Here is a 20825-nt window from a genome sequence, read left to right on the forward strand (position 1 = left end):
GGGCCGCCCTGTTCATTATTCAGCGATTCGGTTTATTTGCGATGCGCCTGCAAGTATTCCATGCGGTATGCACGGAAATAGGCTGCCATCGCAGTGAGTTCCTTCGAATTCTGTTCAAATTGCTTACCCTTCATCGGATTCACCATGCAGTAATTGATCATTTGATCCAGCGTTACCACATCTCCGACCATCTTCACAAAGTGCGGGTAGTTCTGGTTTTTGCCCAGATTCAACAACTCATGATCTGAATGGCATGACAAACATGCCATTCCCGAAGTACCGAGAGACTCATCACTCCACATCTTTTTACCCAGCGTCACAGCCTCTTTGAAGCTCTTGAATGCAGGTTTACGAATAGGTGTGGTCTTGTTTGCCGCACATGGATTCATAGCGCACGGGTTGGATGTCATACCACATGGATTCTTTGCACACGGATTCGCAGGTTTTTTCATAGCGCATGGATTCATGCCACAAGGGTTTACCGATTTCTTCATTGCACATGGATTTTTACTACATGGATTCATACTGCACGGGTTTTTCATAGCACACGGGTTACATGGATTATGGCTTCCTGCAAATGATGCACTGCTCATCATGCCGGCACTCATAACCAGGGCTATCAACAAGGTCATTGGTTTATTCATATTTCTCCTCCAGTCATTCAACACAGCCATATCTGAACTGATGTGTTTATGTCGTGCATATCGACAACTTCTTACAGTAAAAGCAAAAAACCCGGCATGCATTCACATACCGGGCTTGTTATCTGCAATGAGAACTATCTGTTAGTTAATATATCAATGCCCTTTCTTCATCGCGCATGGATTACATGGGTTATGGCTTTTCATTTCACACGGATTTTTGCTTTTCGAGTCACAAGGGTTATGATTTTTCATGTCACATGGATTGTGCTTGGCACAGGGATTATGTTTCATTGCACATGGATTGCATGGATTCGCCCCATGAGAACCGGCAAATGCCGGTGCGGCTGACAGGCCCATCGCCAATAGAATCGCAATAGCCAAACTGTTTATCTGCTTCATATCTATATCTCCTCTTTTGCCCTTTTGGGTCATAGTGTCCGGTAGGTCGTTCAAAAAAACAGATTATTACACCGCCAACGGATCGAAGGTCATAAACACTCAACAGCAGGTCGTTGTAGAACAGCAACCCCCGGGTTTAACCGCTTCGATATATGCGGAAACCACGTAGTCCTCCACTCCACGGCCCGGTGCCCAGTCACGAATGAATTCGCGAGACTCATCTTTTGGTACAATACGAATCTGTTCAAAGCCAGCTTCTGCCATCATCACTTCCAGCTCATCAATCATGGATGCACCAGCCATGCATCCGGCATGCAGCATTGGATCATTTTTCATCTCATCAGGCATCACGGCAGTAGCAACCACATCGGAAACAGCCAGACGACCCCCGGGTTTCAGCACCCTGAAGGCATCGTAAAAGACCAGTTCTTTATGTGGTGAGAGATTAATCACGCAATTCGAGATAATGATATCGGCTGTATTATCAGCCACAGGCAAATGTTCAATCTCACCAAGGCGGAACTCCACATTGGTGAACTGCCCTTTCTCGGCATTGTGTCGCGCTTTAGATAACATCGTAGGGGTCATGTCGATTCCAATAACGTGACCGCTCTGAGTAACCTCATGGGCAGCCAGAAACGCATCAAATCCACCGCCTGTTCCGAGATCAACAACCACTTCACCCGGTTTTAGACTGGCAATGGCGCGCGGGTTACCACACCCCAATCCCATATCCGCACCTTCGGGAACCTTTTGCAGATCATCTTCAGAGTATCCCAGACGCGTGGAGATCAGCGTATTGATTGCTGCATCATCAGATACCCCGCAGCAACTGGATTCCACTCCGCAACAATCACCATCATTGCTGGCCTCTGCCACTTCCGCATAAGATTTACGCACGTGCTGGCGCACGTTATCGGCTTTCACACTCATCTATTATCCCCTTTTATTCCTGTTCAAGAGCACCACCACAGCTGGAACCCTGTCCGGCTGTACAGCCATAACAATGATCCATCACCACAATCGGTCTACCTGTAATATTCTGCTGCATCAATCCGGAGAGATGCATGCGTTGTCCACTATTTTCAAGCATTGGAAGATCCAGCATCTGATTGAAATCACAGTCATACACAAAGCCCTTCCAGTCGACACTAATCAGGCTGCGACACATCACACCGGGAAGATTATCTTCGCTATAAGCTTCTTTAAGCAACTGCATATAACTGGCGAATTCACCACGAGAAATCAGAGTGCTGCCAAATCTTTGAATAGGCATATTCGTAATGGTAAACAACTGATTGAATACTATACCATAGCGGATATGCAGCTCGCGTTTATAGGCTGCTTCCAGCTCGAATTGGGATGGCGGCAAGCTGGCTCCCTGCGGATTATATACCAGAGTCAGAGTCAGCCCCGAACCCTCAACACCGTAGCCAATATCATTCAGTCGCTTGAGCGCTTTGATGCTCGCATCAAAAACACCCTCTCCGCGCTGGGCATCAACATTGTCGCTCAGGTAACAGGGCAATGAGGCAACTACCTCAACCTGATGTTCAGCCAGAAACTCAGCCGTACCACTATAAGCGTCCTCTTCCAGAATAGTCAGGTTACAGCGATCAATTACACGCACACCGAGTGCTCTCGCCTGTTCAACCAGATGGCGAAAATATGGATTCATCTCCGGCGCACCACCGGTAAGGTCGAGCGTTTTTATCTTTTGTGCAGCCAGAAAATCAATGACAGATTGTACTGTCTCCTCAGACATTATTTCTTTTCGGCGAGGTCCTGCATTCACATGGCAGTGCAGACAGGTCTGATTACACAGATAACCCAGATTGACCTGCAAAGTATCCAACCGCCCACGATTAATCGCTGGAAAATTGGACTCTTTTAATAATGGCAGTGTTGCATGCATGCAGTCATTCTCCCGTTCTGCTCTCGAATCGGATCATAAGTCGAACGGGGCTTTATTTCATTACAAATAGAAAGCTGCATTTGCTGAAGACAGAACAAAGACTCTCTATATCAGAGCATTAAGACTATCCTGGTAGTCCTGCTGTTCATGCGGCACAGCGATGATAGTCAGTAGGAAAATCTGTTACGGCTTTGAAAATCGCCACGTTCAGACTCATTGTTTTACGGGAAAACTGGATGCCAACCCTGTATCCTTCACCTTCTTCCTGGCTGTTCTCCAAATCACTCCAGGCTACTGTGCCAGACACCTGAATTTCTCCATTATCATCCAGATACTGCAAACTAACATTGCTGCCAGCATCCAGGGATTCATGTATGGAAAGTCCTGTGCCAAAGGGTGAGATATCCACCAGCTTCCACACAGAAAGTATTCGTCCATCAACAAACAGAGTTAACTCCCCCTTCGGCTGCAGATCCAGATGAAAACAGTATCGATCACCATTGCGACGTTCATTTTGCATATCAGACCTCCTGCATCGAGGGTAAATACCTTGCCCTCAGTATACAAAATACTGCCAACATTTAATGTGACGGGCCTCTCATTATTGATAAAGAGTAAAAGAAAACATGCGCTAATCTGTGGATTCTGCGAACGGGCGCCAGAAGCGCTGCATATCTTCGGATGGCGTGAACTCAGGCAGGTTTTCGAACCACTGGCGAATCAAACCGGCATCCTCAGACATATTCAATAACCTGAAGCCCGCATCGCCATGCTGACGTGTGCCGACAGCATCACCGCCACCACGCATGGCCAGATCTGCTTCAGCCAGTTCAAGACCATCATGAGTATTTACCATCTGCTTCAGACGTGCCATCGAGCCTTCAGATGTTTCAGGTCCGGCAACCAGCATGCAATATCCCTGATCCGATGAGCGCCCTACGCGGCCTCTGAGCTGATGCAGTTGTGCCAGTCCGTAAGCTTGTGCGGCCTCAATTACGATCAGGCGTGCTTCAGGAACATTCACTCCCACCTCTACAACGGTCGTGGATACAAGGATTGTGCACTGACCCGTAGTAAATGCCTCCAGTGCAGCATGCTTGTCTTTGGACTTCATGCGTCCATGCAGACCGATTACATTGGCATCAGGAAAATATCCTTTCAATAACTCCACACGCTGATCGACCGACAATCCATCCTCATCTTCGTCAATACGTGGGACAATCCAGTAGATTCGCCCATCTCCATCCAGGATGCGCTGCATACCACCAATCAGAGGCTGCATCTTGCTTGAAGCAATCACGCGAGTTTCCACAGGCTTTCTGCCCGGCGGCATACCACGCATAATGGAGAGGTCCATATCTCCATAGAGAGCAAGTGCCAATGTGCGTGGAATCGGTGTTGCGGTCATGCCGAGCAGATGAACTGCTTCATGGCCTTCGCGCTTTTTATCGGCCAGAGCCCATCGTTGTCGAACGCCAAAACGATGTTGCTCATCAACCAGTGCCAGCGCCAGCTGTTTAAAATGCACATCTTCAGTCAACAAAGCATGCGTACCGACAATCAGCTTTAACTCACCACTCTGCAACTCCGCCAGCATCTCTCTGCGTGCCCTGGCCCTTGTACTGCCGGTCAGTAGTTTTATTTCAAGGCCTAAGGGAGCAAACAGTTCCGCAAGTGTTTCGGCATGCTGATTGGCCAGCACCTCAGTCGGAGCAAGCAGTGCAGCCTGATAACCACAGCCTGCAGCCTTGGCCATGGCAAGGGCGGCAATCCACGTTTTGCCTGCTCCCACATCACCCTGCAGTAATCTATGCATGCGTTTGCCGCTATGCAGATCTTGTGAGATATCCGACCAGACTGTGGTTTGCGCTTCAGTCAGCGGAAACGGTAGGCTGTTCAACAACTGTTCGCTCAAGCCCTCCCGCTGCAATGTAAGTCCAGGACAGTCTGCCGCGACTTTTTTCTCCCGCATCAGATGCAGGTAAATAATGACCTCCTCAGATTTAAGCCGGACATTGGCTTTCTCCAACAGATCACGATCCGCATCTTCCGGGCCATGCAAACGAGCCAGTGCACTTCTCAAGTCAGGCAGATGAAATTCACTCGCCAGTCTGGCATCCAGGGGGCTTGCTGCCGTTGTCGGCAACAGAGCCAGCACCTGCTTGATCATTGTGCTTATGCGTTTTCCACCTAATCCGGCCAGCGATGCGTAAACCGGCCGATAACCCGGATGGTATGCTTCCATCACACACCAGTCCGGATGATTCATCTGCAGATAACCTTTCCATGACTCCACACTACCGCGCACAGAAATTTCTCTGCCCTCAGTCAGTCGCGCATCGGTCATCATATAACCGGAATGGAAAAAATTGAGAGCAATAAAGCCTGTTTCATCAGCAAGTTTGATCATCACCTGCCGATTTCGACCAAAGCCGCGCGCCTGTTTGGAGACGATACGACCATTGATGCGTGCATCCATCCCCTCCTGCAGTGATGCGATAGGCATGACGTGGCGATCATCCACGTAATCCTTTGGCAGATGCAGGAGAAAATCTCCAATGCAGTTGATGCCACGGCTCATCAATCGCTTCTCAAGGGTAGCTCCAATACCGGGTATCACAGTCAACGGCTGTGCAAACAAATCGTACATAGGCTGATATTGACCGATTACATGGCCTTGCTCAACCGGGCATAATACGGACAGCTCAACAACTGAAGCAAGGCATCTTATGTGCTGAAAAACCCGTTTTATTTCAACAGTTCAGGCAAAAGAATCATAACAATCTGGTCTATTTCGATATCAGGTCAAAAAGAGTGAACTTTTTACTTGTATGCTCCAGCACATTCACCTAAAGTGCGCCCCGTTTTCGGAGGTAATAGTTATGGCAAAACGTTGTGAAGTATGTGGAAAAGGCCCAATGAGCGGCAACAATGTCAGTCACGCGCATAATACGACGCGTCGTCGTTTCCTGCCTAACCTGCAGCAAGTTCGTGCTGTTGTGAATGGACAGACTGCTAAAGTAAAGGTTTGCTCAAGCTGCCTGCGTTCCGGCAAGATCCAGAAAGCCGCCTGATTACCTCATACTAAATTCAAAAAAGGGGCGCCTGTCAGTCAGGCGCCCCTTTTTATTTGTATTCCAGAACTGTTTTCAGCCTGCTCTGGCAACCAGATCCATCTCTACTTTAGCGCCCAGTGGCAAAGCAGCTACAGCGACCGTAGCACGCGCAGGCCTGTGCTCGCCCAGCCACTCTGCATAAATCGCATTCACCAGTGGGAAGTCACCCATATCAGTAAGAAAGATATTCACCTTCAGAATATCGGTCAGTGAAACACCTGCTTCACTCAGTACGGCAGACAGATTTTTCGTTACCTGCCCGGCCTGTGACTCTACATCATCGCCAATGAGCTTACCCTCGCCAGGCACCAGCCCGATCTGGCCCGAGGCATAGAGTACACCTCCGGAAACAACAGCCTGACTATATGGGCCCACTGCTTTAGGGGCATCATCCGAATGAATAACCTGTATACAACTCATGTCTCTTTTTCCTTCTTGTTTGTTGTTTTTGATGAAGATTTCCGACTGAAGAAGTCGCGAAGCGTTTCACCCAGAGCCCGTGTTTCCGGTTTACCACTTAGCCCGACCCTGTTACGACGGGACACACTCACCACGCCTGATACAGACTTGATCGAACGCAATACTGCAGCCAGATGTTTGCGATCCTCCACTTCCACCAGAAACAACAGCTCAGTCATTGAACCACCGCGCTGGCTTAGCTTCAGATCCTCAATGCTCGATGATGCATCGGCAATACTACGTGTCACATTGGCCAGCATGCCACGCTCATTTTGCGAGCGCACTTCGATACCGGTCTTAAACAGTTGGCCACGTTTGGCCTCCCACTCGACCTCCAGCCAATCCACGTTACCCTGGCTGGCAACTTCAGGACACTTGCGATGATGCAGCATCATACCTTCGCCGGCAGTGAACAGACCAAGGACAGGATCGCCCGGAATCGGATGACAGCAACCCGCCGCATGCATCATGGAGCGTTTCAGCCCTTTCAGCTTCAGTGGCAGAACCCGCTTATCATGTTCGGTAGCCTCGAGCAGTGAATGAATTGGTATCTCACCGCGGCCCAGACGTATCTTGAGATCTTCCATATTCTCACAATTGAAACGCTTCAGCGTATCTGCAGGCACATCTTTTTTTCCAATGGCTTCGCGCAGAATCTTCTGCCCCACCCGGACACATGTTTCTCGCTCCTGGCGCTTGAACCACTGCCGGATGGACTGACGCGCACGTGGTGTTTTCACATACTGCAACCATTGCCTGCTTGGCGACTGGTCCGGACTGGTCATAATTTCAATCTGATCACCATTTCTCAAACGCGTAGAAAAATCGGCCATTTCACCATTGATACGCACACCGATGCAGTGATGACCGACATCAGTATGTACGGCATAGGCAAAATCAAGTGGCCGGGCTCCTCTTGGCAAGGGGAAAATATCACCGTCACGGCTGAATACATAAACCTCCTGAACAAACAGATCGAGTCGCACATTCTCAAGGAATTCACTCGGGTTTTCAGTATCCTTCAATAGATCGGTCAACTGCTTCAGCCACTTGAAACTTTCGCGCTCACCAGCTTCAGTTGAGCCTTCTTTATAAGCCCAGTGAGCAGCCACACCATCTTCAGCATATGAATGCATTGCATCAGTTCTGATCTGCACCTCAATGCGGAAATTTTCCGGTCCGATTACAGCGGTGTGCAGTGATTGATAACCATTGGGCTTGGGCAGAGCAATATAATCCTTGAAACGCCCAGGAACCGGACGATACAGACTGTGTACAACACCCAGGGCCTGATAACATTTAGTCATATCTTCAACGATGACCCTAAACGCCACCAGATCGAATATATCATCAAAGTTCACATGTTTGCGCTGCATTTTTTCATGTATGCTATACAGGTGTTTCATGCGCCCCTGTACCCGGACTTCCATCCCCTGCCGCTCCAGAGCCTGCTGAATAATACTTTCCAGCCTTTCACGCGTTTTGTTCAAGCCTTCAAGGCGCCCCTGCATCTCTTGCAATAGTGATTTGTAAGCATCGGTTTCGAGATAGGAAAATACGAGGTCTTCCATCTCCTGTTTGATCCAGTGAATGCCAAGCCTGTGCGCCAGCGGTGCGTAGATCTGCAGCGTCTCTTCTCCGATCATGCGACGCTTTTCTTCACGCATGAAACCGAGTGTGCGCATGTTATGCAGACGATCAGCCAGCTTGACGATCAACACACGCAGATCCTTGGCAGTAGCCAGAATCATTTTACGAAAATTTTCTGCCTGTTTATGCTCGGATGAATTAAAATGAATCTTACCGATCTTCGTGACACCATCGACTAGGGTGGCCACATCCGAGCCAAAATGAGATTCAACATCATCCAGACTTACATCGGTATCTTCAACAGTATCATGCAGAATACCCGTGATAATAGTGGCCTCATCCATACCAAGGCTGGCAAGAATATCGGCTACGGCCAATGGGTGGGTAATATAGGGTTCACCGGATATACGCGTCTGACCGGCATGAGCATGAGCCGCAAAAACATAAGCGCGGTTTATACGGTCAAGGTCTGCCTTTGGTGCATAAGAGGCAACACGTTCGGTAATTTCAAAAATTCGGCTCACGGCTTATAGTGAATAAAATTCATAGATGCATGCAAGCCAATGGCAATCAGGCGGCGCTGGCCTCTTCTTCATCAAACTGGCTGGCACGCAGACGGGCCTGTTCATCCTGTTCAAACAGAGCTTCCCACGAAACATAACCATCGCCCATTTCGCGCAATGCCTGTACAGCATGTTTATCACCTTCTGTCTCAAGCAGCGGAGGCATGCCATTAAGCAGCTGGCGGGCGCGGCGGGATGCCAACAAAACCATTTCAAAACGGTTAGGATAATAACGAATGCAATCTTCTACTGTTACGCGAGCCATGGCGGCTTACCTCCAACTGAACTATGTCTGACAACCTAGAAAAGACCGCGTAAAATGCAACTCTTATAATATATGATCTAGAACGTCGCTGAAAAACCAGATCCATGTTTTTTTGATATTCACCACATCCATGTGGCTCATCCCCGGTTTCCAGCTGCCATGCCATTTCACTCCTGAGAAAGGTCAGCAAGTGACGTCCGAAGAGTGCTCTGCTACCCCTGAGCATCCTTACTTCATATTTACCGGAATATCTCCAAAAGGCGAGCCAGCGCCTCATCAAAGTCATCATTAATCACCTGAAAATGTGCCTCACCGGCATGGGCAATCTCGGCTTCTGCAGCAGCAACACGGAATGCAACCACTTCAGCACTATCCTGAGCACGTGATGTCAGACGTTTTTTCAACTCATCCAGCGATGGTGGCAAAATAAACACACGTACTGCAGATGGAATTTTCTCAGCCACCTGTGCAGCCCCCTGCCAGTCAATCTCCAGCAATACATTGGAACCTTCTGCCAGCATAGCTTCTATGTCGGACTGGCGCGTGCCGTACATATTGCCGTGTACGTTTGCCCACTCCAGAAAATCACCCTGATCACGCTGAGACTCAAACACATCAGATGTAAGAAAGTGATATTCAGACCCGTCCACTTCGCCTGGACGCGGACCACGTGTTGTACAGGAAATGGATAGTTTCAGATCAGGACATTTTTCCAGCAATGCAGTACACAGGCTGGACTTACCAGCACCGGATGGCCCTGAAACAATAAATAATCTGCCGCTCATGCGCCCTGCCCCGTCAGTAACTCATATTTCTTCTGCAACTCATCTTTCGACTCAACTCGTTCAGGATCAAGTGGAATACAATCGACAGGACAGACCATCTGACACTGAGGCTCATCAAAGTGCCCCACGCATTCGGTGCAACGTTCCGGATCAATTTCGAAAATCTCTTCACCCTCAAATATCGCAAGGTTCGGGCATTCCGGTTCACAAACCGCGCAATTGATACAGTCATCTGTAATCGTTAAAGCCATGTGTGTAACTCCTAGTGACTAATCTTAATGAGAAACTGTATTGATTGCGAAAACAATTCTCGTATCCGTAATGTAATTACCTGTTTCCGCACGATGAATGTGGCAGTAGTCTCGTTTCTTATGTCTGATCGAAATATTTCCGCCTCGTCAAAGCAGAACTCACAACTCAAGGTCTATGCAGATCTGGTTCAACTCTACCCGGAAAATGAGGCATATATAGGACAATACGCTGAACTCCTGCTTGATGATGGACAGTTGGCCACTGCTACAGAAATACTACGCCACCTGCATAAACTGTTATTAAAAAAAGGCGACAAAGGAAAAGCAGACAAGCTGGCCCGACGCTTCCCTCAAATCGGGCGCATCAAAGAGTCAGGTGATCAAAGCCAGGAAGATATCACCAGTCTGTTACCCTCCTCCATGCAAAATCGCCTGTGGCTGAAATTGCATCAAAAACGTGTACAAGAGGGTCGTCACCTGTTTCGTCGCGGCGAAGTGGAAGACACGCTTTACCTTGTTTGTGAAGGAGAACTTGCAGAATTTGTCCGTGGCGCGACTGGCAAACATGTATTGCTTAATCTGGTTCATACCGGAGACGTGATTGGTGAGGCTAACCTGCTGACACCCGGTCCGCATAAAACTGATGTTGTAGCGAATAAAAACAGCATTGTCGCCAAACTACCACGCAATAAAATGACTGCGGCACTAAACAACACACCTGCGCTGAAAGCCGCCCTGCAGCACAAAGCTGATATCCGCCGTATCACCGGTCTGATCTCTTCCTGTCCCTTGCTGGAAAATGTACCTCTGGATATGCGCCAGCATATGGCTAAAGAGAGTTTCATTCGCCAGTACCCTGCAGGCACCACGATCCACAAGTCGGGAGAAAAGTTGAACTATGTTGATCTGGTAATTCGAGGAGAAGCTTGCTTCCAATTACAAAATAATGAATCGATCAAAGAGCTGAAATCACTTGTACCCGGCTCGCTTGTGGGTGATACAGCAGTCATTCAGGGCGGTGGTTGCCCTGCCGATATGGTTGCACTGTCAGCTCTGGCTATTGTACATATTTCCAGTGATGCCTTTAAAACTGTCGTGGAAGCTTATCCGCCACTGCGCAACGCGCTGTTTTCCAATGCAGCAAAACAACGAGCCCAATTGATGAGTAAACTCAACGAATTCCAGACGCAACAGATATAAGCGTTCAGCTGCGGATGAACTTCACCAGCAGCCAGCCAATCACGATTGCACTGAGACCCGCCATGCGAATCGCGCGCGGTGATATTTCAGGAAGTTTACGCATCATATTGATCATCTGCTGGGGGAAGAGCGCATAGATTGCGCCCTCCAACACCAGCAACAGACCTAAAGCAGCCCAGAGATCATCCATGATGTTTCAGCCCTGCGGGCAATAACATTATCGTCTGGACTGTTGAAAAAAGTTGAAAAATTCAGAATCCGGTGAAATCACCAGACGTGTATTCACATCAATGGATTCGCGATACGCTTCCAGTGAACGGGTAAAAGCATAAAACTGACGGTCTTTGTTGTATGCCCTGGCATAAATAGCCGTGGTCAAAGCATCTGCTTTACCGCGAAGAATTTCGGACTGCTTATACGCTTCAGCCAAAATAGTCTTCTGAGTTTTTTCAGCGGTTGCACGAATTTCCTTGGCAGCCTCTTCACCCTCGGAACGATACTCCTTGGCAATACGATTACGTTCAGCCTTCATACGCTGGAATACGGCTTCCGAGTTCTCCTGCGGCAGGTCGGCACGTTTAATGCGTACATCTACCACAGTAATACCGTAATCTTTCACACCTTCATCGGCACGGTCACGAATCGTCTGCATCAGCTCAACACGCAGATTTGCCTTATCACCACCGGATACAATCTCATGCAGGGTATGCTGACCCAGCACCTCACGAACCTTACCGCGAACCACATCGTCCATGCGTGCCGCCACACCATTCTGTGTTCGGGCAACCTGATATACTTTCAGAGGATCGGTAATACGCCAGCGAGCGTAATTATCCACCAGAATCGATTTCTTGTCCTTGGTAATAACTTCATTCGGCGGCACATCACTTTCCAGCAAACGTCCGTCAAAACGTTCAACACTCTGCCATGGCCATTTGAAGTGCAGACCGGCTTCCTTCACTACATCTTTCGGATTACCGAACTGCAGCACCAGCGTCTGCTCACGCTGATCCACCACAAATGCACTCATACCAATGATTGAGGCCAGAATTACTGCAACAACTGCCATCATAGTCTGTTTCGGACTCATTTCTGCACCTCCACCTTGTTAGCATTTTTATTCAATGGGAGATAAGGCAACACGTGGCCTGCCACCTTGCCATCAACAATAATCTTGTCCGCCTTGCTCAAAACTTCCTGCATGGTATCCATATACAGACGCTTGCGGGTTACTTCAGGAGCTTGTTTATAGGCTAACAGCAAACTCTCGAAACGATCCGCCTCACCCTTGGCTCGCTCGACCACAGCCTTACCATAGGCCTCGGCGTCAAGGACCATCTTCTTACCTTCACCACGCGCATTTGGAATAATCGCATTGGCATAAGCTTCCGCTTCATTCTTGGCACGCTCTTTATCTTCACGAGCACTTGCTACGTCCTTGAATTCCTTGATAACACGCTCAGGCGGCTGAACATCCTGCAATTTCACCGTGCTGACAGAGATACCTGCCTCATAGCTGTCGAGAATCTGCTGAATCAGTTCCTGAGTTTCTACTTCCACCTCGGCCTTTTTGGTGGTCAGTACATCATCGATCAGGGTACGGCCTATCACTTCACGAATGGCAGACTCGGCTGCGTCGCGTACGGTCTTGGTAGCGCTGTCGATATTAAACAGGAAATTTTCCACACTCTTGATCTTGTACTGTACGATGAACGAGATATCTACAATATTTTCGTCTTTGGTCAGCATCAATGACTCATTGGCACGCTTGCGCACGGTGCCATCACCAAACTGGCGGAACCCGATTTCCAGACGCTGTACACGTGTCACAGGCAGCTTCTCAACAGTTTCAATCGGGTATGGAATATGCCAGTTCAGACCCGGGCCTTTGGTCGCCACATGTTTACCAAAACGCAGTACCACGGCTTCTTCATCGGCTGCAACCATATACAGACCACCGAAAACACCCCAGATGACAAATACTGCCGCCATGATGCCGGTAATAAATCCTTTGCTTAGATTCGGAGTTCCACCTGAGCCGTTACTACCACCGCCGGAGCCACCGAAGAATCCGCCAAAGCGTTCCTGCAAGCGACGAATGACCTCATCAAGATCAGGGGGAGTCTGGTTGCCTCCGCCATTTCCGCGATTACCCCACGGGTTCTGGTTTTGATTGTTATCATTGTTGCTCCAGGGCATGCATGACCTCCATCGAAATACAGCGACGCAGTGTAACCAGCTAACCAGCGCTTTGCACCCCCTGTTTTCAAGGGTTTTTACATGTTCGGAATTTTACCGATCAGCTGATTTACTGATTACTCTTCACGATTGACGAGATGCTGGCTCAATCCGACCACTGCTGCCGGAATGACCAGTAGATTCAATAGTGGAACCATCAACAGCAGTGTTGCCAGGCCGGAAAAACCGATATAAAACCAGCGTTCCTCATTCAGCTCACTTTTTCGTCTGGCATAATTCCAGTTGCGCCGTGAGGCTGGTGTATCAATCAATTCAAAACTCAGGAAACGAACTCCGCCATAAACCCATAATGCAGTTGCCACTGGCGGAAGCCAGAAGAACAGCAGTGCTGCGCCCCCCCAGAGCATCAGTCCCAGCAATGGCCGCACAGAGTTGGCCAAACTGTGCATCACCAGCTGCATCCAGCCTGAAGTTTGTTCGGCCAGCTCAGAACCGGTACGCTGCTCGACCCGTCTGGCCAACAGGTCCAGCCACGGCGCCACGGCCGCAGAACCCAGAGCCACAAAGCTGACGATACCGCACAGGACGGCCAGAACAAATGCCAGCAACCAGGCCAGCCATGATACAATCTGCCAGTACCAGGCATCCCCTTCTGGAATCCAGAGGTTGGCGACATAATCAATCAGCCAGAATACGCCGCCGGTAAGCAACAACATCAGTACGAGCAGCAATCCCGCCATACGCCACAGCACACTGCGCAGTTCTGCTCTGGCAAGCAGCTGCTTCAGACCGGTTATAAAGAGAGCAGCACCTTTAAACATCAGTTCAACTCCAGATCATTCAACACCAGTTCAGCAGCCTTGATGTCATCCTCAGCAATAAGTACGCGAGCATCCATGACGCTCGGCAGTGGCATCAGTGCATTCATGCCTGCATTATCAACACGAAACAGAATATTTCTCTCTGCAAGTGCATCGGTAAGAACCTGCAGCAGCACAGGGTCGGAAAGCTTAATTAATTCTATCATGGACGCAGCTTATGTGGATTCACTAACCGCGTCACGCTTGACAGAGTGCGGCCAGACATGACGATGTGCTGCATGTCCAGTCAAACACACACACCCGCTTCAGATTCACTACCCGTATCCGAAGATACCCTGCAATCGGTTCTCTCTCTGATGTTGCCTGCCGATGCAGATGACGGTGATCTATATATTGAACACAGCACAGCCGAATCTCTGGCACTGGAAGAGGGTCGCGTTAAACATGTATCCGCCTCAACGCATCAGGGTATGGGTGCACGGGTGATTAAAGGTGAAGCTTCCGGACATGCCTTTACCGACCGGCTTGACCCGGCCGCATTGATGGAGGCTGGAAAATCGGCACGAGCCATTGCTCTGAGCGGAGAGACTAAAGGACCGGTTGCCATTCATCCGGACCATTCCTCCCCTGCCCTGTACCAGAATATCAATCCTTCTGAAGGCGTGGACTTTCTACAGCGCAAAACACTGCTGGAAGAGCTTGATGCGCTGGCGCGAAGCCTCGATCCGCGTGTGAAACAGGTGTTTGCCAACGTCTCATCCTCATTTTCGGATATTCATATTATTCGTATGGATGGTGGCCATCTGCATGATGCCCGACCGCTTGTACGCCTGAACATCTCGGTTGTTGTCGAACAGAATGGTATGCGCGAAACAGGCTCTGCCGGTGGTGGCGGCCGTTTTTCTCTTTCACGACTGACTGAAGGTGATGAAGCCAAACGACTGGTTCGTGAAGCGGTACGTCTGGCCATTCTCAATCTGGATGCACAGGAAGCGCCAGCCGGTACTTTTCCGGTTGTACTCGGGCCGGGCTGGCCAGGCATTCTACTGCACGAAGCTATCGGTCACGGACTTGAAGGTGATTTTAACCGCAAGGGAACCTCTGTTTTTTCAGACAAGATGGGCCAGCAGGTTGCAGCGCGTGGGATTACCGTTGTCGATGACGGCACTATCCATGAGCGGCGTGGTTCGCTGACGATTGATGATGAAGGCACACCGAGCAATCGTACTGTGCTGATCGAAGATGGCATTTTAACAGGTTACCTGATGGACAGACAAAATGCCCGACTGATGGGCATGCAGCCGACCGGCAACGGACGCCGAGAATCCTATGCGCACCCCGTACTGCCGCGCATGACCAATACATTTATGCTGGCCGGTAAAGATGAACCGGATGATATCGTGGCATCACTGGATCGCGGTATTTACGCTGTTAATTTTGGTGGCGGTCAGGTGGACATCACTTCAGGTAAATTTGTTTTTACCACGTCGGAAGCCTATTACGTTGAAAACGGTAAAATTCAGCATCCGGTTAAAGGCGCAACCCTGATCGGCCTCGGACACGAGGTTCTGCAAAAGGTGTCGATGATCGGTAACGATCTGAAGCTTGATCCGGGTGTGGGTACATGCGGCAAGGGCGGCCAATCGGTGCCTGTCGGTGTTGGACTGCCAACGCTGCGCATTGATGAGTTGACCATCGGAGGAACCGAAACATGAGTTTGCCGACTGAATCATCATCGCACGCCCCTTCTCTCTCCTATCTGGCTGCAAAGCTTATTGATGAAGCGCGCAAAGCGGGCGCAACCTATGTTGATGCGCTGGCCGTCAATGATACCGGCGACTCCATCAGCGTACGCAACGGCGCTGTTGAATCGGTTGAACGCGAAGATGCACAGGGTATGGGCTTACGTGCTTTTGTTGAAACAGACAGAGGGCTCGCTTTTGCCACCGCTTCCAGTTCAGACGTATCTGAATCAGGTCTCAAAAAACTGGCTGAACAGGTCGTTCTCATGGCCAGAATTTCAGAACCGGATCCGAATGCCATGCCTCCTGTCGGAGCGAACCATCCTGATGCCGATGAGCTGAAAGAGTGGAACAAAAAACACCCGGGTGGCAATCCCGGCTGGGATATTGGGCAGGCCAGAGATGCAGCTCTGCATTGCGAAGACGTTGCACGCCACTATTCAGATAAAATCACCAATTCCGAAGGTGCTGAAGCAAGTTTCGGCCACAACCGGGTCGCCTACGCCTCCTGCGACGGTTTTGCCGCCGAATACGGCAAATCATCAGCCTCGATCAGCGTCTCTGTCATTGCAGGAAGCGGTGAAGGTATGCAACGAGATTATGCCTGGCATCGCGCCAGACATGTAAATGATCTGCGCAGCCCTGAACTTATTGCTGAAGAAGCAGCATCGCGTGCAGTCAGTCGGCTCAATGCCGGCAGCATGCACAGTGGACACAGTAGCATCGTATTTGAACCACGTACGGCCACATCACTGCTTGGTCATCTGGTCGGAGCCATCAATGGCCGCTCCGTTTTACAGCAGCGTTCTTTTCTCACAGATGCATTAGGTCAGACTATATTTCCGGATTTCGTCAACATCGAAGACAAACACGATCACCCGGAAGGCTTGGGCAACCGTCTGTTTGATGGTGAAGGCACACGCTGCTCCGCTCACTCGCTGATTGATCGCGGTGTGCTGACAACCTTCCTCACTGATCGCTACACTGCCAAGCGTCTGAATATGCAGGAAACAGGCAGTGCCATGCGTGGTCTCACCGGTGATATCGGTATTGGCTCATCCAATCTGATCTGGCAGCCGGGTTCACATAGCCAGAAAGCCATGCTGAAAGAGATTGGTAACGGACTGCTTGTGACCGAACTCATCGGTTTTGGCGTTAATCCGGTCACAGGCGATTATTCACGTGGTGCTGGCGGCTTCCTGATTGAAAATGGTGAAATTAGTCGGCCGGTTCAGGGCATTACCATTGCGGGAAATCTGAAAGAGATGTTTGCCAATATTGAACTGGTTGGCTCTGATCTGAGCTGGTTCGGATCAACGGCTGTGCCATCCATTGCTGTTTCCGGTATGACCATCGCGGGACAGTAAAAGCCCCCGCCGCAGAAAAGACGAAATATCCCTGCGGTTCAAGGTTTCATCTCAGATAATAAGCGATCCATCATCGATTCGGCCTGAGCGGCGTAACCGCCGCCAAACAGATTGGCGTGGTTGAGGGTGTGATAGAGATTATACAACTCTTTTCGCACCTGGTATCCCACATGCAGCGGCCAGACCTCATTATAAGCGGCATAAAACCCTGCATTGAAACCACCGAATAGTTCAGTCATGGCCAGATCAGCTTCCCGGTCACCGTAATAAACTGCCGGGTCAAATATCACCGGGTTGCCATCTGTATCAAAGCTGCAGTTACCTCCCCACAGATCGCCATGTAACAACGAAGCCTGTGGAGCATAATCGCTGAAAAAAACATCAAGATCAGCCAGCAACCGATCCCCCTTATCCTGCAATGATCCGCTTAATCCATGGCGAGATGCTAGGTCCAGTTGAAATTGCAGGCGCTGTTGCCTGTAAAATGTTACCCAATGATCGGATTGACTGTTCTGCTGCACTGTTGAACCAATGGTATTATCACGATACCAGCCAAATTGTTCAGATGTATTGCGATGAAGAGCGGCCAGTTGTTCACCGAGCAGTTGCGCTGAATGGCTCCCTTGTCTGCCAAATGAAATATATTCCGTCACCAGCCATGCACGCCCTGATTCAGCGCCATAACAGACGGGTTCCGGCACCCGGATAGCTTTCGCAGCAGCCAGTTCCCTTAAGCCTTCGGCTTCGGCCTCGAACATGGAGAGACCTTGTTCGCCATTCAATTTCACAAAATAGCTGCTATCTCCATCATCAATTCGATATGCCGAATTGATGCTGCCACCGGAGAGACTGTTGGTATGAGTGATGTTAAAACTGCAATCAAGAGCCTGCGATATAGAGTGCTCTACTGCCTGCCAAAGCATGGCTTATCAGTGCTGATTGCCAAGGTGTCTGCGACGCCATTTGCGCAACACCATCCAGCGCCACAAAAGATTTATACCCAGATAACCAAGCAAACCTGCAGTAATGCCTACAACAGCACAGCCGAGCAGGAACGGCTGCCAGATCAGGGAAAGCTCGCTGCCCAGCCATTCAAGACTAAGTTCAAACTCAAAATCCTTTTGCGGTGTATTCATCACCCACGCACCAACAACGTAAGCGCCGTAGAACATCGGGGGAATGGTGACCGGATTGGTTAGCCAGACCAGCACGACTGACAGTGGCAGGTTGGCATGCACCAGGATGGCACCACCTGAAGCAATAACCATCTGAAAAGGAACCGGGATAAATGCACAGACAAGGCCTACCAAGAATGCTTTGGCGACGGAGTGACGGTTCAGATGCCAGAGTGCGGGGTTATGCAGAAGCGTACCAAAACACTGTAAATATTTGTGTTCCTTGATCGTCTTATGATCCGGCATATAACGGCGTAACAGCTTCCTTGGCATGGAAAGGTATTATGTCAGGACAAGCTTTTTAAAACAATACAAGCAGTAATAATGAAACTGATTTCCGCTTAAATCGAAGGCTTAATTCAGTCGTTGCCTGATAACCCGGCTTAATTCATCCACAGCCAATGGTTTGTTGAGCACCATGTTCCAGTCGGAAACCATTTCCAGGGTTGCTTCATGATCGCGATCATAACCTGATATAAAAATAACCTTGGCATCCGGGTTCAATTTCTGGATACGATCTGCTGCTGCTTTCCCACCAAGTACCGGCATTACGATATCCATCAGCACCAGATCAATCCCAGGATTGGCTTTGTAGACCTCCACGGCTTGCAGACCATTTGTAGCTGTCAAAACCCTGTAACCAAGATTTCTTAACAGTTGTTCACTCACATCAAGAAGGTTTTCGTCGTCATCCACCAGCAACAGGCATTCCCCCTGCCCTGTCTCTATCGCTTTATTCTGCCACCCTATTGCTGCATGCTCACTTTCAAGCAGAGGCAGATAGATATTAAAAGTTGTGCCCTTACCCAAATGACTTACCAAGTCGATGAAACCACCATGCGACTGTATCGCCCCATACACCATCGATAAGCCCAGCCCCGTACCTTTACCGACCTCCTTGGTGGTGAAAAACGGCTCATAGATTCTATTCAGTTTTTCTTCCGGGATACCACATCCATTGTCCTCTACTGTGAGAATCACGTATTCACAGTTCCTTGCATCAGGGTATTTCCTCAGAAAGCTCTTGCCCGCTTTACTCCTGACCAGCGACACATTGATAAAGGGTTCATTGACACCACTTAATGCATCACGGGCATTGTTCATCAAATTCATCAAAATCTGCTGAATCTGGGTAGTATCGCCTTTGATAAGACATTTACCTTCAGGCAAGACCAGATCACAACAGATATGTTCAGGCACTGACACTTTGGCCAGTTTGTAGGCCTCTTTGAGAAATACACCCAGATCAAATTCCGCCAGTGTCACCACATCCTTACGCGCAAAAGTCATCAACTGACGAATCATATCCGCAGCATGCATGGTCAGGTCACCGATTTTATCCAACCGGCGTTGCGCCTCCGGAGCATCAATCTGACGCTGAATCAGATAGAGGTTGGCGGTAATTCCCGAGAGCATATTATTGAAATCGTGCGCGATTCCCCCGACAAGTGTGCCCATTGACTCCATTTTCTGAGCATGTTCATACTTCATCTCGGCAAACTCTTTCTGCTGCAGTGCCTCGATTTTCTCATCCACTTCCTGACTCAGCTTCTGATTGATTATTCTTAACTGTTCCGTTCGTTTATGTACCGTCTGCTCAAGATGATCCTGGGCATGGCGCAGCTCTTCTTCACTGGTTTTGAGATCATCGTTAATTTGCTGCAATTCGGTCTGCCGCCTCTCCTGCTGCAACTGAAATGCGCAGGCGATAATTGAAAAACAGAGAAACATTGCGGGTACAAAACGCAAGGTATCTGCACTGTAGCTGAAAGCCATAAAGCCCAGATCATCTAATACCAACAAGCCAGCATAGAAAAACACGAAAGCCGCGACCCACAGCCAGCCAATGCGAACCCCCATGAGAAGAAAAGCCAGAAACGGGAAAATTAATCCCCAGTAAATACCGGTATTTGCAATGCCGCCGTCGGCAAACAGTGCTACAAACGTGAGAAAAGCGAGGCACATGAAAATCTCACGTGAATGATTGAACCAGCATCCTCTGTATCCATTGATAATAACGGGAACAAACGACAAGCCGACTATAATCAAGACATAGGCAAGCCATTCATGGCCATACAGAAAGTTAATAATCGAAAAAACAGAACAGACTGAGATGGATAACGTAAGCAGCAGCATGAGGACAGCTTTCTGGCCACTTTCATCCGGACTATAATTTCCATAGCCGGAAAACAGTAATTTCACCTTCTCATTTATCCTTTGAACCAAAGCATCTCCATTGCCTAGCCAGGCTTGTTCACCAAGTGATGGCGAAAGTAAAGCCTAGTATAGCACAAAAACAAGGAATGCCAGTCTCATGCCTGAGATATCAGCATT

Annotated in this window: 23 protein-coding genes; 4 read left to right on the top strand and 19 right to left on the bottom strand. The window is 49.2% G+C overall.

Going from position 1 to position 20825, the window contains the following annotated elements; translation table 11 throughout:
* Positions 1–32: 32 nt before the first annotated feature.
* The 6 genes from MMIC_RS12805 to MMIC_RS06420 all read right to left on the bottom strand — a co-directional run bounded on the left by MMIC_RS12805 (position 33) and on the right by MMIC_RS06420 (position 5608).
* Positions 33–644 (bottom strand): hypothetical protein, encoded by a 612-nt coding sequence (locus tag MMIC_RS12805; protein WP_072659637.1) that lies wholly within the window; start codon positions 642–644, stop codon positions 33–35.
* A 153-nt stretch (positions 645–797) separates the two neighbouring features.
* Complete coding sequence (locus MMIC_RS06400; protein WP_227819396.1) at positions 798–1043, bottom strand: hypothetical protein; 246 nt, start codon at positions 1041–1043, stop codon at positions 798–800.
* Between the two features lie 99 nt (positions 1044–1142).
* Positions 1143–1976 (bottom strand): arsenite methyltransferase, encoded by an 834-nt coding sequence (locus MMIC_RS06405; RefSeq protein WP_072659638.1) that lies wholly within the window; start codon positions 1974–1976, stop codon positions 1143–1145.
* A gap of 13 nt (positions 1977–1989) precedes the next feature.
* Complete coding sequence (gene arsS, locus MMIC_RS06410) at positions 1990–2958, bottom strand: arsenosugar biosynthesis radical SAM (seleno)protein ArsS (protein ID WP_072659639.1); 969 nt, start codon at positions 2956–2958, stop codon at positions 1990–1992.
* A gap of 145 nt (positions 2959–3103) precedes the next feature.
* Positions 3104–3478 (bottom strand): PilZ domain-containing protein, encoded by a 375-nt coding sequence (locus tag MMIC_RS06415; protein WP_072659640.1) that lies wholly within the window; start codon positions 3476–3478, stop codon positions 3104–3106.
* A gap of 111 nt (positions 3479–3589) precedes the next feature.
* Positions 3590–5608, bottom strand: coding sequence for an ATP-dependent DNA helicase RecG (locus MMIC_RS06420; RefSeq protein ID WP_083530475.1), 2019 nt, complete (start codon positions 5606–5608; stop codon positions 3590–3592).
* Positions 5609–5840: 232 nt separating this feature from the next.
* Here MMIC_RS06420 and rpmB point away from each other — a divergent pair, with 232 nt between their 5' ends.
* Positions 5841–6032: a 50S ribosomal protein L28 gene (rpmB, locus tag MMIC_RS06425; RefSeq protein ID WP_072659641.1), complete on the top strand. Its 192-nt coding sequence runs from the start codon at positions 5841–5843 to the stop codon at positions 6030–6032.
* 75 nt (positions 6033–6107) lie between these two features.
* On the opposite strand, the gene MMIC_RS06430 is transcribed toward rpmB, so the two are convergent.
* From MMIC_RS06430 to MMIC_RS06450, 5 genes are all read right to left on the bottom strand, one after another.
* Positions 6108–6494 carry a RidA family protein gene (locus MMIC_RS06430; RefSeq protein WP_072659642.1) on the bottom strand — a complete coding sequence of 129 codons (387 nt, stop codon included), beginning with the start codon at positions 6492–6494 and terminating at the stop codon, positions 6108–6110.
* Positions 6491–8647: a RelA/SpoT family protein gene (locus MMIC_RS06435; protein WP_072659643.1), complete on the bottom strand. Its 2157-nt coding sequence runs from the start codon at positions 8645–8647 to the stop codon at positions 6491–6493. Before MMIC_RS06435 ends, MMIC_RS06430 begins: the two co-directional genes overlap by 4 nt.
* Positions 8648–8693: 46 nt before the next feature.
* On the bottom strand, positions 8694–8951 hold the full coding sequence (gene rpoZ, locus MMIC_RS06440; RefSeq protein WP_072659644.1) for a DNA-directed RNA polymerase subunit omega: 258 nt from the start codon (positions 8949–8951) through the stop codon (positions 8694–8696).
* 239 nt (positions 8952–9190) lie between these two features.
* On the bottom strand, positions 9191–9736 hold the full coding sequence (gene gmk / locus MMIC_RS06445; protein WP_072659645.1) for a guanylate kinase: 546 nt from the start codon (positions 9734–9736) through the stop codon (positions 9191–9193).
* A complete protein-coding gene (locus tag MMIC_RS06450; RefSeq protein WP_072659646.1) occupies positions 9733–9987 on the bottom strand; it encodes a YfhL family 4Fe-4S dicluster ferredoxin in 255 nt (84 codons plus the stop codon). Before MMIC_RS06450 ends, gmk begins: the two co-directional genes overlap by 4 nt.
* A gap of 120 nt (positions 9988–10107) precedes the next feature.
* On the opposite strand from MMIC_RS06450, the gene MMIC_RS06455 reads away from it, so the two are divergent.
* Positions 10108–11187: a cyclic nucleotide-binding domain-containing protein gene (locus MMIC_RS06455; protein WP_072659647.1), complete on the top strand. Its 1080-nt coding sequence runs from the start codon at positions 10108–10110 to the stop codon at positions 11185–11187.
* A gap of 4 nt (positions 11188–11191) precedes the next feature.
* Here the strand turns inward: MMIC_RS06455 and MMIC_RS06460 are convergent, their stop codons facing one another.
* The 5 genes from MMIC_RS06460 to MMIC_RS06480 form a co-directional block, all read right to left on the bottom strand.
* Positions 11192–11377, bottom strand: coding sequence for a DUF2065 domain-containing protein (locus MMIC_RS06460; RefSeq protein ID WP_072659648.1), 186 nt, complete (start codon positions 11375–11377; stop codon positions 11192–11194).
* 27 nt (positions 11378–11404) lie between these two features.
* Positions 11405–12277, bottom strand: coding sequence for a protease modulator HflC (gene hflC / locus MMIC_RS06465; RefSeq protein WP_072659649.1), 873 nt, complete (start codon positions 12275–12277; stop codon positions 11405–11407).
* The gene (hflK, locus tag MMIC_RS06470; protein ID WP_072659650.1) at positions 12274–13386 is read right to left on the bottom strand and encodes an FtsH protease activity modulator HflK; all 1113 of its coding nucleotides are present in this window, start codon (positions 13384–13386) and stop codon (positions 12274–12276) included. The genes hflC and hflK overlap by 4 nt, the downstream gene beginning before the upstream one ends.
* 116 nt (positions 13387–13502) lie before the next feature.
* Positions 13503–14207 (bottom strand): EI24 domain-containing protein, encoded by a 705-nt coding sequence (locus tag MMIC_RS06475; RefSeq protein ID WP_072659651.1) that lies wholly within the window; start codon positions 14205–14207, stop codon positions 13503–13505.
* Positions 14207–14413: a putative signal transducing protein gene (locus MMIC_RS06480; RefSeq protein WP_072659652.1), complete on the bottom strand. Its 207-nt coding sequence runs from the start codon at positions 14411–14413 to the stop codon at positions 14207–14209. Before MMIC_RS06480 ends, MMIC_RS06475 begins: the two co-directional genes overlap by 1 nt.
* A gap of 72 nt (positions 14414–14485) precedes the next feature.
* On the opposite strand from MMIC_RS06480, the gene tldD reads away from it, so the two are divergent.
* A complete protein-coding gene (gene tldD, locus MMIC_RS06485; protein WP_072659653.1) occupies positions 14486–15922 on the top strand; it encodes a metalloprotease TldD in 1437 nt (478 codons plus the stop codon).
* Positions 15919–17316: a TldD/PmbA family protein gene (locus tag MMIC_RS06490; RefSeq protein WP_072659654.1), complete on the top strand. Its 1398-nt coding sequence runs from the start codon at positions 15919–15921 to the stop codon at positions 17314–17316. The genes tldD and MMIC_RS06490 overlap by 4 nt, the downstream gene beginning before the upstream one ends.
* 38 nt (positions 17317–17354) lie before the next feature.
* Here MMIC_RS06490 and MMIC_RS06495 read toward each other — a convergent pair whose 3' ends face one another.
* The 3 genes from MMIC_RS06495 to MMIC_RS12465 form a co-directional block, all read right to left on the bottom strand.
* The gene (locus tag MMIC_RS06495) at positions 17355–18239 is read right to left on the bottom strand and encodes a fructosamine kinase family protein (RefSeq protein ID WP_072659655.1); all 885 of its coding nucleotides are present in this window, start codon (positions 18237–18239) and stop codon (positions 17355–17357) included.
* Positions 18240–18245: 6 nt separating this feature from the next.
* The gene (locus tag MMIC_RS06500; protein ID WP_072659656.1) at positions 18246–18764 is read right to left on the bottom strand and encodes a DUF2062 domain-containing protein; all 519 of its coding nucleotides are present in this window, start codon (positions 18762–18764) and stop codon (positions 18246–18248) included.
* A gap of 81 nt (positions 18765–18845) precedes the next feature.
* A complete protein-coding gene (locus tag MMIC_RS12465) occupies positions 18846–20693 on the bottom strand; it encodes an ATP-binding protein (protein WP_083530477.1) in 1848 nt (615 codons plus the stop codon).
* Positions 20694–20825 lie beyond the last annotated feature (132 nt).

This window comes from Mariprofundus micogutta (genome assembly GCF_001895085.1).
GTDB lineage: Bacteria > Pseudomonadota > Zetaproteobacteria > Mariprofundales > Mariprofundaceae > Mariprofundus > Mariprofundus micogutta.